Origin of the sequence: Geobacter grbiciae (genome assembly GCF_018531165.1) — a bacterium.
GTDB lineage: Bacteria > Desulfobacterota > Desulfuromonadia > Geobacterales > Geobacteraceae > Geobacter > Geobacter metallireducens.
On the sequence record NZ_JAHDIW010000007.1, the window covers coordinates 1 to 13302 of the forward strand.

General features: G+C 57.6%; 11 protein-coding genes. 8 read left to right on the forward strand and 3 right to left on the reverse strand.

The annotated features are described in order from the left end of the window. The first annotated feature begins 88 nt into the window (after positions 1-88). Positions 89-1546 carry a carbon starvation CstA family protein gene (locus KJB29_RS19695; protein WP_425514113.1) on the forward strand — a complete coding sequence of 486 codons (1458 nt, stop codon included), beginning with the start codon at positions 89-91 and terminating at the stop codon, positions 1544-1546. A 124-nt stretch (positions 1547-1670) separates the two neighbouring features. After that, positions 1671-2669 carry a D-2-hydroxyacid dehydrogenase gene (locus tag KJB29_RS09980; RefSeq protein WP_215734446.1) on the forward strand — a complete coding sequence of 333 codons (999 nt, stop codon included), beginning with the start codon at positions 1671-1673 and terminating at the stop codon, positions 2667-2669. 27 nt (positions 2670-2696) lie between these two features. Here KJB29_RS09980 and pnpS read toward each other — a convergent pair whose 3' ends face one another. After that, positions 2697-4466: a two-component system histidine kinase PnpS gene (gene pnpS, locus KJB29_RS09985; RefSeq protein ID WP_215734447.1), complete on the reverse strand. Its 1770-nt coding sequence runs from the start codon at positions 4464-4466 to the stop codon at positions 2697-2699. Then, a complete protein-coding gene (locus tag KJB29_RS09990) occupies positions 4463-5143 on the reverse strand; it encodes a response regulator (RefSeq protein ID WP_215734448.1) in 681 nt (226 codons plus the stop codon). Before KJB29_RS09990 ends, pnpS begins: the two co-directional genes overlap by 4 nt. 462 nt (positions 5144-5605) lie before the next feature. On the opposite strand from KJB29_RS09990, the gene KJB29_RS09995 reads away from it, so the two are divergent. The 4 genes from KJB29_RS09995 to KJB29_RS10010 all read left to right on the forward strand — a co-directional run bounded on the left by KJB29_RS09995 (position 5606) and on the right by KJB29_RS10010 (position 10386). Continuing rightward, positions 5606-7264, forward strand: coding sequence for an AMP-binding protein (locus KJB29_RS09995; RefSeq protein WP_215734449.1), 1659 nt, complete (start codon positions 5606-5608; stop codon positions 7262-7264). Positions 7265-7276: 12 nt separating this feature from the next. Then, complete coding sequence (locus KJB29_RS10000; protein WP_215734450.1) at positions 7277-7426, forward strand: hypothetical protein; 150 nt, start codon at positions 7277-7279, stop codon at positions 7424-7426. Between the two features lie 46 nt (positions 7427-7472). Further along, positions 7473-8666: a M24 family metallopeptidase gene (locus tag KJB29_RS10005; protein ID WP_215734451.1), complete on the forward strand. Its 1194-nt coding sequence runs from the start codon at positions 7473-7475 to the stop codon at positions 8664-8666. Positions 8667-9060: 394 nt separating this feature from the next. Next, on the forward strand, positions 9061-10386 hold the full coding sequence (locus KJB29_RS10010; RefSeq protein ID WP_215734452.1) for a citrate (Si)-synthase: 1326 nt from the start codon (positions 9061-9063) through the stop codon (positions 10384-10386). A 121-nt stretch (positions 10387-10507) separates the two neighbouring features. Here the strand turns inward: KJB29_RS10010 and amrA are convergent, their stop codons facing one another. Continuing rightward, positions 10508-11050 (reverse strand): AmmeMemoRadiSam system protein A, encoded by a 543-nt coding sequence (amrA, locus tag KJB29_RS10015; protein ID WP_215734453.1) that lies wholly within the window; start codon positions 11048-11050, stop codon positions 10508-10510. 734 nt (positions 11051-11784) lie between these two features. Between amrA and ndk the strand changes: the two genes are divergently transcribed. Both ndk and rlmN read left to right on the forward strand, forming a co-directional pair. Next, a complete protein-coding gene (gene ndk, locus KJB29_RS10020; protein WP_215734454.1) occupies positions 11785-12198 on the forward strand; it encodes a nucleoside-diphosphate kinase in 414 nt (137 codons plus the stop codon). A gap of 63 nt (positions 12199-12261) precedes the next feature. Continuing rightward, positions 12262-13302 (forward strand): dual-specificity RNA methyltransferase RlmN, encoded by a 1041-nt coding sequence (rlmN, locus tag KJB29_RS10025; protein WP_215734455.1) that lies wholly within the window; start codon positions 12262-12264, stop codon positions 13300-13302.

The window sequence follows — 13302 nt, forward strand, 5'->3', positions numbered from 1 at the left end:
CGTATTTGCCATGAACTTCTCCGCAAACACGGCCGCCGCTTGAGTTGGGAGTGTCTACTATTGACAGGACACCTCAGCCGCGGGGAAGGTGGCTTCCGTGGCCATTCTCTTCATTCTCATCCTGACCCTGGCCGGCCTCTCCATCGCCGTCGTGAACGCCATGTTCAACAGCCCCTGGGGAACCTACACCGTCTTCTGCACCATTCCCATCGCCATGGTCATGGGGGTTTACATGCAGAAGATCCGGCCGGGGGATGTGAAGGGAGGGAGCATCATCGGCGTTGCGCTCCTCGCCCTGGCGATCCTGACCGGGCCCTACGTGGCTGCCAGTCCCGAGCTGGCGGCGTTCTTCACCTTCTCCAAGAAGCAGATCGCGCTCCTCATCCCCATCTACGGATTCTTCGCCTCGGTGTTGCCGGTCTGGTTCCTCCTGGTCCCCCGCGACTATCTCTCAACCTACCTGAAGATCGGCACCATCGCCCTGCTGGCCCTCGGGATCGTCGCCGTGCATCCCCAGCTCCAGATGCCCGCCATCACCAGCTATGTGAGCGGCGGCGGTCCGGTGATCCCCGGCGCGGTCTTCCCCTTCATCTTCGTGACCATTGCCTGCGGCGCCCTCTCCGGTTTCCATGCCATCATCGGCTCCGGCACCACCCCGAAGATGATCGCCAACGAGCGGGACATCCTCTTCGTCGGCTACGGCGCCATGCTGACCGAAGGGTTTGTGGCGATCATGGCCCTCATCGCCGCCTGTGTCCTGGTCCCGGCCGACTACTTCGCCATCAACGCCGCCCCCAAGGCGTTCCAGGCCCTTAATATGGCCCCCGTGAACCTGCCGGCACTCTCCCAGGCGGTGGGCGAGCAGGTCCAGGGGCGGCCCGGCGGCGCGGTCTCCCTGGCGGTGGGGATGGCCTACATCTTCTCGTCGATTCCGGTCATGAAGAGCATGATGGCCTACTGGTACCACTTCGCCATCATGTTCGAGGCGGTCTTTATTCTCACTGCCGTCGATGCCGGCACCCGGGTCGGCCGCTATCTCCTCCAGGAGATGCTCGGCAAGCTCTATCCGCGCTTTGCCGATAACACGTGGACGCCAGGGGTCATCGTTGCGAGTATCCTCTTTACCTCCGCCTGGGGCTACCTGGTCTACACCGGCGACATCACCACCATCTGGCCCCTGTTCGGCATGAGCAACCAGCTCCTCGCCACCTGCGCCCTCATCGTCGGCACCACCATGCTCATCAGGCTCGGCAAGGCCCGCTACGCCTGGGTCACCGCGGTCCCGGGGATCTTCATGATTCCGGTCACCATGACCGCAGGGTACCTGAACATCACCAAGAACTTCCTGCCCAAGGGGCTTACCCTGCTCGTGGTCCTGTCCGTCGTGCTGATGGTGCTGATGGCCATCGTCTTTATCGAGGCGTTCCGTAAATGGTATGCGTTGTTGCAGATCCGGGAGAAGGTGCTCGATGCCAACGGCGACCTGGTTCTGGTGCCGGTGGAGTCGCCGGCCGAGAGGTACGAGCCGCTCCCCTTGCAGGAGTAACGGTTTCCGTCCCGTTGCGGTTGCGGATGGTTATGGCATGATTGCGGGGAGGGGAGGAGAAGGTTCCCTCCCCGTGGTCATCGGCGGTGTTGAAATTTGAATATTCTTGCAAGGAGAGGAATCAATGGGAGAGAGGACCCGCATTGTCATTCTGGACGGCTACACCATCAACCCAGGAGACAATCCCTGGACGCCGGTGGAAGAATACGGCGACTGCACCATCCATGACCGTACCCCTCCCGAGCTGAAACTGGAGCGAGCCCGCGATGCGGAGATCATCCTCACCAGCAAGGTGAAGCTGGACGAGGCGACCATCGCGGCGCTGCCGAGGCTTCGTTACATATCGCTCCTTGCCACGGGGTACAACAACGTGGACGTGGCGGCCGCGGGCCGGCGCGGCATTCCGGTTTCCAACGTTCCGGCCTACTCGACCGAATCGGTGGCCCAGACCGCCTTTGCCCTGTTGCTGGAGCTCACCACGCGGGTGGGGCTCCATGACGCCGCCGTTCGGGGCGGCGAATGGAGCCACTGCCCCGACCACTCCTTCTGGAAAACATCGATCGTGGAGCTGGACGGCCTTACCCTGGGCATTGTGGGCTACGGCGCCATCGGCCGCGCCGTGGCCCGGATCGCCCAGGCCTTCGGGATGCGGACGATCGCCCATGCGCCCCGTATTCCCGCCGATCCGGGGCCGGGGCCGGTTCCGGTGCGTTTCGTATCCCTCGAAGAGCTCTTCGCCACCGCCGACGTGGTGACCCTCAACTGTCCGCAGACCCCGGAAAACACAGAATTTGTCAACGAAGGGCTCCTCTCCCTCATGAAGCGGAGCGCCTACCTCATCAATGTGGCCCGGGGAGGGTTGGTGAACGAAGCCGACCTGGCCCGGGCGCTTCGGGATGGCACCCTGGCCGGCGCGGGGCTCGATGTGGTAGCCCATGAGCCGATGCTTCCCGACAACCCCCTCCTGGCGGCACCCAATTGCATCTTCACGCCGCACCTGGCCTGGGCGTCGCTGGCGGCCCGCCGGAGACTCACCGGGATCGTTGCGGCCAATGTGGCTGCGTTTCTGGCCGGTTCGCCGATCAATGTGGTGAATGGCCCGTGGCTGGCCGAGGGACGGTGACGGCAGCGGACCAGCCCCGCCTCGGCATCAGGCCTTCTTGATGGTAAACCAGAATTCCGATCCCTTGCCGGGCTCGCTCTCCACCCCCACGGCGCCGCCATGGAGCTGGACGATGTGCTTCACGATGGAGAGCCCGAGGCCGGTCCCCCCCTCGTCGCGGCTGCGGGCCGTGTCCACCCGGTAGAAGCGCTCGAAGATCCGGGGGAGGTCCTTGGGAGGGATGCCGACGCCGGTATCCTTTACGCCGATGCGGACCATATTCTCCTTGACTGCGGCGGAAAACGAGATTGCCCCCCCCGCCGGGGTATATTTGATGGCGTTGTCGAGGAGGTTGACCAGCACCTGCTCGAGCCGGCCCGGATCGGCCAGCACCGACTGCGCCCCGCTCAACCCCGAGCAGTCGATGGTAATCCCCTTCCGGGCCGCCTTCGGCTGTAAAAGCTCCATGGCACGCTTTGCCACCTGCTCCGGTCTGACCGTCGTCTTTTCAAGGTTCATGCTCCCCGCCTCCAGCTGGGAGAGGGTGAGGAGGTCGCCGATCAGGGCGGCGAGCCGCTCCGAGTGGCTGAGGATGATCCCGACGAATTTCCGCGCCCGCTCGGGATCGGTTTCCATGGCGCCGTCGATGAGCGCCTCGGCATACCCCTTGATGACGGTAACCGGCGTTCTCAGCTCATGGGAGACGTTGGCCACGAAATCCCGCCGGATGTTTTCCAGCCGCGTCAGATCGGTGATGTCATGGAAGACCGCCACGACCCCCTGCAACTCCCCGTTGTCCACAAGGGGCACCCAGTGGGTCAGGACATGCTTCTCCTCCCCCATGGTGAGAGTCATCTTCTCGACCCGTTCGTCCCCGGAGGCGACGATGGCCTTGAAGGCATCGTTGAGGACCGGATGCCGCGCGATCTCGATGATGTGTCTTCCTTCCACGCTTTCATTCAGGGAGAAGAGACCGAGAAAGGCTGGATTGACCAGGGTGATCAGACCGTTGGCATCCGTTACCATAAGCCCTTCCCCCATCCCCCGCAGGATGGTGTCGAGCCGGTTTTTCTCTGCCGAGGTTCGCTCCAGCTGCTGCTCTATCCGGGCCGCCATGTCGTTCATCACCCGGGCCAGCTCCCCCACCTCGTCGCGGGTCGGGACCGGGATCCTCCGGTTGAAGTTCCCCTTGCCGATCTGTTTCGCCAGCGCCGTGATGGTGCGCAGTGACCGGGACGTCACCCGGGAGAGGATGTAGCTCAGAACGAGGGCAACGAGGAGTGAGACCGCCAGGGATGCCCCCAGGAGTGTTCTGATGCTCCCCTCTGCCTTCTCCAGGGCGGTGAGGGGAAGGGAGAGCCGGACAAATCCCTCTTCGCCGCCGGCGGTCTGCAGCGGAACCGCCACGTAGAGCATGGGGGTCTTGATCGTCGCCGAGTAGCGGATTGATTCCCCACTGCCGCTCTTCAGCGCCTGCTGGACCTCCGGTCGATTCAGGTGGTTCTCAAGTTCCTTCAACTGGCCGGGAGCAATCTCCGAATCCCCGACCACCTCGCCGCCGGCGAGGATGATGGTCACCCGCGCCCTCGTCTCCCGCGAGATTGCGGCGGCCACTGCCGGGGCATCGTCCTTCATTCTGCCGATGTCGCGGTGGGCGATCATCCGGGTCAGCCGGGCCTCAGTGGCGAGGTTTTGCCGGATCTCCGCCGTCAGGTGCTGGTTCAGGGTGTGGTTCAGGTAGGCGAAGAAGACCCCGCCGATGAAGAGCACGAGAAGGAGGTAGGAAGCCATGAGCTTCCACTGGATGGTGAATCTCACGGCTCCTCCATCTTGTAGCCGAAACCGCGAACCGTCCGGATCAGGTCGCCGGCCGGGCCCAGCTTCGTGCGCAGACGCGTGATGTGCGTGTCAACCGTGCGGGTGTCCCCCACGTAGTTGTATCCCCAGACGTTTTTCAGGAGAAGGTCGCGGCTCTGGACCCGCCCCAGGCGTTCGGCGAGATTGAGGAGCAGCTTGAATTCAGTGGTGGTAAGGACTATCTCTTCCCCTGCCACGGCCACCGTGTGGCGGTCCGGGTCGATGGCGATCGGCCCGATACTCATGGTTTTTCCCGAGGGTTCGTCCGGCAGCGAACGGCGCAGCACCGCTTTGATCCTCAGGAGCAGTTCCCGGGTGGAGAAGGGCTTCACCACGTAATCGTCGGCGCCCACCTCGAACCCCACCACCCGGTCGATCTCTTCTCCTCGGGCCGTCAGCATGATGACTGGGATTTTCGCGGTTTTCTCCGACTTTTTCAGTATCTTGCAGACTTCGGTTCCCATCATGCCCGGGAGCATCAGGTCGAGTAAGATAAGGTCCGGGACCTGCCTCTGTGCCTCGTCGAGGCCGCTGATGCCATCGGGGGCCGCGATGGTCCGGTATCCTTCCTTCTCCAGGTTGAAGGAAACGAGTTCCGCCAGGTCTTTTTCGTCTTCGATGATCAGGACGGTTTGCATTCGTTTGGTATCTCCTTGCCGGAGATGGTATGTTCTGAATATTGCATTCGTGTTACAGATGTGAAAAAAAGCCGTAAAAACGGCCTGTAAGCGGACTTTCCACACAAAATGTGGATACCCTTGTGGAAAAAAACAGAAACGAAATGCAAAGGGTCATTAATACGGCCACAAATAGCATAATGCATAAAAAATGTGCAGTTAAAGTCGGCGGCTGCAGATGATAAAAGTCAATTAAATCAGGCTGTTGCTGTAAGTGTCCGAAAGGTGGACCTTACTTGCTGTCAAGCATTATTTTCGGAAATGTGTACCACGGAAATGGTGAAGAAGCGTACTAAATAATACTCCGTTCTAATTCCTTGACTTGCCGTCTGTAGCGTGATAATTCATCAAAACTCCATTAAATCAAATGGTTGTGGTTTGTCAAAGGTGGGGTCGACAGAATGAAACAATGGAGGGGGTTCCATGGCGCAACATCTTGATTTTACGATCGGCGGACTGCTCGACCACATGGCTGTAACGTTTCCCGACAATGATGCCCTTGTCTACCCGGAACGGGGGCTCCGGTACTCCTACCGGCAGTTCAACGACATCTGCCGCCAGGTGGCCAAGGGGTTGCTGAAGCTCGGCGTCAGGAAGGGGGACCATGTGGCCATCTGGGCCTACAACGTTCCCGAGTGGGTCATTCTCCAGTTCGCCACCGCCAAGATCGGCGTCGTTCTGGTGACGGTCAACCCTGCCTACAAGTCGGCGGAACTGGAATACCTCCTTGACCAGTCCGATTCCACCACTCTCTTCATGGTCCGGTCCTGGAAGGACACGGACTATGTGGCGACCCTTTCCGAGGTGGTGCCAGAGCTGGCATCGGCCGAAGCGGGTCTCCTCACTACTCCCAAGCTCCCCTTCCTGAAAAGAGTTGTCTTTATCGGTGAGGATACGCCGGCCGGGATGCTCAATTTCGAGAAGATCGCGGAGATGGGGAAAGAGGTGCCCGATGAGCAGCTGGCGGCGGTTGAGTCCTCCCTCGATGTCCACGATGTCATCAATATGCAGTACACTTCCGGCACCACCGGCTTTCCCAAGGGGGTCATGCTGACCCACTACAATCTGGTCAACAACGGCTATCACGTTGGCGAGTGCATGAAGTTCACGGATAAGGACCGGCTCTGCATCCCCGTTCCCTTCTTCCACTGCTTTGGCTCTGTGCTGGCTGTCATGGCCAGCGTAACTCACGCCACAGCCATGGTGCCGGTGGAGATTTTCGACCCGCTCAAGGTTCTTCAGACCGTTGAAAAGGAGCACTGCACCGCCGTCCATGGCGTGCCGACCATGTTTATTGCCGAGCTGGAGCATCCGGATTTCGCAAAGTTCGATCTCTCTACCCTCCGCACCGGCATCATGGCCGGGTCGGTCTGTCCCATCGAGGTCATGAAGCGGTGCGTCAAGGATATGAACCTGACCGAGATTACCAGTGTCTATGGGCAGACCGAATCCTCCCCGGGAATCACCCAGACCCGCACCGATGATTCGGTTGAGCTGCGCGTCTCTACTGTCGGGCGGGCGCTCCCCGGCGCCGAAGTAAAGATCGTCGATATCGAGACCGGCGCCACGCTGCCGCCGGGGAAGCAGGGCGAGCTCTGCGCCCGGGGCTACATGGTCATGAAGGGGTACTACAAGTTGCCGGAGGAGACCGCCAAGGTCATCGATGCCGATGGCTGGCTCCATACCGGCGATCTGGCGGTGATGGACGAGAACGGCTACTGCAAGATCACCGGCCGCATCAAGCAGATGATCATCCGCGGCGGCGAGAATATATATCCCAAGGAGATCGAGGAGTTTCTCTACACCCACCCGAAGATCTCCGACGTGCAGATCTACGGCGTGCCGGATCGCAAGTACGGCGAGCAGGCCATGGCCGCCATCATCCTGAAAAATGGGGTGGAGATGACCGAGGACGAGGTCAAGGAGTTCTGCCGGGGGAAAATTGCCAACTATAAAATTCCCAAGTACGTGAAGTTTGTGGCTGGCTATCCCATGACCGCCAGCGGCAAGATCCAGAAGTTCAAACTGCGGGAAATGGCCATCAAGGAACTGGGCCTCGAAGGTGCGGGCGATGCCGCGTAGGGGGGCTCGGTTATGAGAGAAAAGATACTGGGCACACTTCTGGTTCTTTTTGTCGCCTGTTTTGTGGCGATCATCGTCGAGGAGGCCTTCCTCGGGGGCCGGAAGCGCCGTCAGCTCCAGCGCAAGGCGCGGGCCGCCGCTTCAGAGCCGGAACAGCAGTAGATATAAGCAGTGATTTTCTGACGATTCAGTCCGGGAGAACCGAACCATGCGCCTTACCCCGAGGGATGAACTCGAATATCGCATCAAGAAGCTCCAGGCTTACATGGCGGAAGCGGGGCTCGATGCCGTCATCGTTGTCCAGAATGCCGACCTCTTCTATTTCACCGGCACCATTCAGAACGGCGCTCTCTACGTGCCGGTGGCGGGCGACCCCATCTACATGGTCCGCAAGGAGATCTCCCGGGCTCGGATGGAATCGGGGCTGAAAGAGATTGTTCCCTTTGCCTCCATGAGAGAGATTCCCGAGATTCTGGCAAAGTACGGTTATGCTACGCCCACCCGCATCGGCATGGAATTCGATGTCGTGCCGGTCAACTTCTTTGCCCGTTACCGCGCGGTCTTCCCTGCTGGCGATTTTGTCGATGCATCAACCCTTATCCGGCGTGTCCGGATGATTAAAAGCAAATACGAGATTCACCTGCTCCAGGATGCGGCCAATCAGGTCGACAAGGTCTACCGCCGTGCCCGGGAGGTTGTCCGCGAGGGGATGACCGATCTGGAACTGGCAGCAGAGCTTGAGTTTGCCGCCCGCAAGGAAGCGCACCAGGGGTATGTCCGCATGAGGGGCTTCAATGCCGAACTCTTTTTTGCCCAGGTCTTCTCGGGAACCGATACCGCAGTTCCCGCCTATATGGACACCCCTCTTGGGGGGCTCGGGCTCAATCCTTCCTTCGGGCAGGGGGCTGGGCTGAAGCGGATAGAGAGGGGGGAGCCGATCATTGTCGACTTCGCCGGTTGCGTTGACGGCTACCTTGTGGACCAGACCCGCGTCATTGCTCTCGGCGCTCTCTCCGATCACATGAAAAAGGCCTATGATGACATGCTTCGGGTTCAGGACCGGATGACCGAAGTGGCCGTGCCCGGCACACCCTGGAGTCACGTTTACGATGTCTGTGTCGCCCTTGCTGCTGAACTCGGCTATGCCGACAATTTCATGGGGGCGAAGGGGGCGCGGGTTTCCTTTATTGGCCATGGCATTGGTATAGAGGTGGACGAATACCCCTTTATCGCCAAGGGGTTTACGGACATGGTTCTCGAGCCGGGGATGGTTTTCGCGTTCGAACCGAAGGTCATCTTCCCCGGAGAGGGGGCCATCGGCATTGAGAACACTTTTTATATCTCCCATTATGAAGGGTTGAAGCAACTCACGTTCTCTGACCAGGAACTGCTTATCCTCTGAATTTCTCCCACCGCTAGCCGCTCTCTTTACCTGCTCCGTGGCTGTGTGTCCGCAGTCCACGGAGTCCTCGTCGCCTTCAGGCGACTGTTGCCCTATTACGCATTCCGTCCGAGTCCCTTTTTTCCATAAAAATTATGTTGAGTTTAATCAAATTGAGTGGTATAAATTTTTATAGAAAATTGTATACAGTATACTAAAAAAATATTTCTGCCCTGCTAGTAATTCTGTAACTCGTCGAAGCAATACGTGATTTATGGGTGTTAATGGTGTAGGGTCAACGGTTTAGCGGTTCCAGTATACTACCAGTGGAAAGGAGGGGGGAGAAAAGGTAGTCGAGGCTTATGGTTTGTTTTTGTTTATTAAAACACTATAACGTGAAAGGAGAGTACGTAACATGGCACTCAAGGAAACCCTGAAGCAAAAAATTGAGGAGTTCCGTCCCCGTACCACCAGGCTTGTGAAAGAGTTTGGGAAAGTGGTTATCGACCAGGTAACAATTGATCAGGCCATTGGCGGTGCCCGTGACATCCGCAGCCTGGTAACCGATATCTCCTACCTCGACCCGCAGGAAGGTATCCGGTTCCGCGGCAAGACCATTCCCGAGACCTTTGAGGCGCTCCCCAAGGCCTCTGGCTCTGATTATCCGACTGTTGAGTCCTTCTGGTACTTCCTCCTTACCGGCGAGGTTCCGACCCAAGCCCAGGTTGACGAGGTGGTTGCCGAGTGGAAGACCCGTCAGGTAGTCCCCCAGTATGTATTTGACGCAATCAGCGCCCTGCCGAAGGAAAGCCACCCGATGGTGATGCTCTCTGTTGGCATTCTCGCCCTGCAGAAGGATTCCAAATTCGCCGGCTTCTACAACTCTGGCAAGTTTAACAAGATGACTGCCTGGGAATACGTTTACGAAGATGCCAGCGATCTCGTTGCCCGTATCCCCATCATCGCCGCGTTCATTTACAACCTAAAGTACAGGGGTGGCAAGCAGAATGCCATAGACCAGACTGCAGACTGCGGCGCCAACTTCGCCCGCATGATCGGTCAGTGCAAGGAGTACGAGGATGTTGCCCGGATGTACTTCATCCTCCACTCCGACCACGAGTCCGGCAACGTGTCGGCCCACACCACCCACCTGGTGCACTCTGCCCTGTCCGACCCCTACTATTCATACTCAGCTGGCCTCAACGGTCTTGCTGGTCCTCTTCATGGTCTTGCCAACCAGGAAGTCCTCGACTGGACCATCAAGTTCCAGGAGAAGTACTGCAAGGATGTGGAGCCGACTAAGGAACTGGTCACCAAGGCCCTCTGGGATACCCTCAATGCCGGCCAGGTCGTCCCGGGCTACGGCCACGCCGTTCTCCGCAAGACCGACCCGCGCTACATGTCGCAACGTGAGTTCTGCCTCAAGACCCCGGGTCTCAAAGATGATCCGCTCTTCAAGCTTGTTGCCATGATCTTTGAGACCGCCCCGGGCGTCCTCATGGAGCACGGCAAGGCAAAGAACCCCTGGCCGAACGTCGATGCCCAGTCCGGTGTCATCCAGTGGTACTATGGCCTCCGTGAGTGGGACTTCTACACCGTCCTCTTCGGTGTAGGCCGCGCTCTCGGTTGCATGGCGAACATCACTTGGGACCGTGGTCTCGGCTACGCCATCGAGCGTCCGAAGTCCGTTACCACCCCGATGCTTGAGAAGTGGGCTGAAGAAGGTGGCCGGAAGTTCTGATACTTCCTGTGTGCGGGAGTCTCCCAAGGACTCCCGCATGTAGCCAGAAGTGCAGAAAAAGGGGAGATGTCTAGACATCTCCCCCTTTTCGTATGTGCGGTTTTCTTGAAGGTGTAATTGCTTAGGAAATTATCTGGGCACTGAATACATAGAGGTCGGCACCTTCTTTCCAGTCATCGGGTTTCAGGCCCGCTTTGAGACATGTTTGCGACAGAAAGGTATCCTTGTCCCAGTTGTATTCGACTGCCACCTGGGGAAGGAGTACGCCGCGGCAGGAGTTTTTCTCTATGTAGATGCCATGGGTTCCCACCTTGATACCTTCTGGTGATGAAATTTTTTCAAGGGGGCCGAGGACGGAGATTTCAATCGAAAATCCTTCAAGATCTGCCGGTTTCATAGGGTAGAACCGAGGATCGCGGGTGGCGGCGGATATGGCCATATCTTGAACGAGTCTGTAGAGCGGCTTGTCTGATACAAAGCTGCCAATACATCCGCGGAGGGTGCCGTTCATCTTGATGGTGACGAAACAACCCAGCTGACCTTGGAGGGAGGGGGCGGTCTCGAGACGATGCGGTAAGTTCCCTTTACGGATGTAATCAATGATTGCTTCTCTGGCAAGAGAGAGAAGCTTCTTCTTCTCTGTGAGGGTTAGATTCTGTGACACATTCTCCCCCCTTCTTGAAGGTTTGTCCATTTCGTACGCTACTAACTTTTCCCGTTGGTGACAAGAGCTAATTCCTGTTATCTGAGAGGAAGCATGGTCAAGCGGGATTGGGCCCTTTGGGGAGAGGAATGGAACAGGGATGCTGGTCAGGAAGAGAGGACGAATACAAAAATGGTGTGTATTTATTTATAATTTATAGCAGCCACTGTTGCTTTTGCGTTATAATATCCTGAAATTGTTGCACGAATACGAAATAATGTGGCGATTAAAAAAATCTTGACATAATTTTCAAAGCCAGTATATTCTCCCTTCGTTGTGTTTATAAACCATGCGCTGTGCGCGAATATGGCAATCAAAAAAAGGAAAAGAGGTGAAACGTCAATGAAAAAACTGCTCTCTCTGACTCTGTGCCTTGCTATGGCTGTAGCTTTTGCTGCTGGCTGCAAGAAAAAAGAAGAAGCTCCGGCTCCGGCTCCTGCTGAGCAAGCTGCTCCGGCTCCGGCTGCTCCGGCTCAAGCTCCGATGTCTTCTGCTAAGGCCCCGGCCCCTGAAGCTGCTCCGGCTGCTCCGGCTGAGCACAAGTAATCAGCTTACTTCTGCAAGTATAGAAAAAGGCCTACAGAACGTGTTCTGTAGGCCTTTTTCTATTTGAGCTTCCGAACCGGATTGACACAGGACCAGTTACGTGGTATCTAGTGAGGTCATTTTATCTCGTATATATACTGGAGGCCATGATGGAAAGAACATTCGCTATTATCAAGCCTGATGCGGTTGAGAGGAATATTGTCGGCAAGGTTCTCGAGAAGATCGAGGCTGCGGGCTTCAGGATTGTGGGCATGAAAAAGATTCAGCTCTCCAAGAAGGAAGCCGAGGGATTCTATTATGTTCACAGTGAGCGTCCCTTCTTTGGCGATCTCTGCTCCTTCATGTCGCGCAGCCCAGTGGTTGTGCTTGCTCTTGAGCGTGAGAACGCCATTGCCAAGTGGCGTGAAGTTATGGGCACCACCAATCCGGCCAACGCCGATGCCGGCACGATTCGCAAGGAATTCGGTCTCAGCATTGAGGAGAACACGGTTCACGGTTCCGATTCACCCGAGTCGGCTGCCTTCGAGATCCCTTACTTTTTCAGCCAGCTTGAACTCCTCTAGGTCATCCCAAGATTGCGAGGAAAAAGCCCTTCCCTTGAAGGGCTTTTTTATATTCAATAAACCATGATGAACGGCAAAATTGATATTAAGAACCTGACCCTTGACGATCTCATTGCATTTCTTGCCGGTAAGGGGAAGGAGCGCTATCGGGCGCGGCAGATATTTAAGTGGCTCTATCAGAAGGACGCCCGGAGTTTTGCCGAGATGACCGATCTGGCCAAGGACCTTCGGCGGGAACTGGAGGAAACAGCGGTCATCAGCGATCTTGAGCCCGAGGCGATGGAAGTATCCCGGGATGGTACGCGGAAGTATCTGTTTCGCCTTGAGGACGGTAACACCGTCGAGTCGGTCCTCATCCCCGAAGAGGACCGCACTACCCTCTGTATTTCGAGCCAGGTCGGTTGTGCCATGGCCTGCGAATTCTGTCTCACCGGCACGTTCCGGCTCACCCGGAACCTGACCGCAGCCGAGATCGTTAACCAGATATGTGCGGTGCGAAGGGACGTACCGGTTCGCAATATCGTCTTCATGGGGATGGGAGAGCCGCTGGCCAACCTTGATAATGTCGTGAAGGCACTCAAGATCATTCTTCACGATGACGGGCTCCAGTTCTCGACCCGACGGGTCACGGTTTCCACATCGGGGCTTGTTCCGGAGATGGAGCGTTTGGGGCGCGAGGTAACGGTCAATCTGGCTGTCTCCCTGAACGCTACCACCGACGAGGTGCGGGACCGGATCATGCCCGTGAACCGGCGTTATCCTCTCCGGTTGCTCCTGGACGCCTGTCGAAGCTATCCCCTGCCGGGGCGCCGGAAGATTACCATCGAGTACGTGATGATCAAGGGGCTCAACGATTCTCTGGAGGATGCCAAGCGGCTGGTGAAGCTCTTGAGCGACATCTCCTCCAAGATAAATCTCATTCCCTTCAACGAGCACGACGGTTGCTCCTTCAAGTCTCCCGATCAGGGAGCAATCGATGTGTTTCACAGCTATCTCTTGAGCAAGCATTTTACGGTCATCACCCGATCAAGCCGCGGCTCCGATATTTCCGCGGCGTGCGGCCAGCTCAAGGGTAAGCTGGACAAGAACGTTTCGGGCATCTAA

Coding starts and splice junctions, on each gene's coding strand:
- KJB29_RS10010 (WP_215734452.1), top strand. CDS start 9,061: ATGGCACTCAAGGAAACCCTGAAGCAAAAAATTGAGGAGTTCCGTCCC.
- KJB29_RS10000 (WP_215734450.1), top strand. CDS start 7,277: ATGAGAGAAAAGATACTGGGCACACTTCTGGTTCTTTTTGTCGCCTGT.
- ndk (WP_215734454.1), top strand. CDS start 11,785: ATGGAAAGAACATTCGCTATTATCAAGCCTGATGCGGTTGAGAGGAAT.
- KJB29_RS09980 (WP_215734446.1), top strand. CDS start 1,671: ATGGGAGAGAGGACCCGCATTGTCATTCTGGACGGCTACACCATCAAC.
- rlmN (WP_215734455.1), top strand. CDS start 12,262: ATGATGAACGGCAAAATTGATATTAAGAACCTGACCCTTGACGATCTC.
- KJB29_RS10005 (WP_215734451.1), top strand. CDS start 7,473: ATGCGCCTTACCCCGAGGGATGAACTCGAATATCGCATCAAGAAGCTC.
- KJB29_RS09995 (WP_215734449.1), top strand. CDS start 5,606: ATGGCGCAACATCTTGATTTTACGATCGGCGGACTGCTCGACCACATG.
- KJB29_RS09990 (WP_215734448.1), bottom strand. CDS start 5,143: ATGCAAACCGTCCTGATCATCGAAGACGAAAAAGACCTGGCGGAACTC.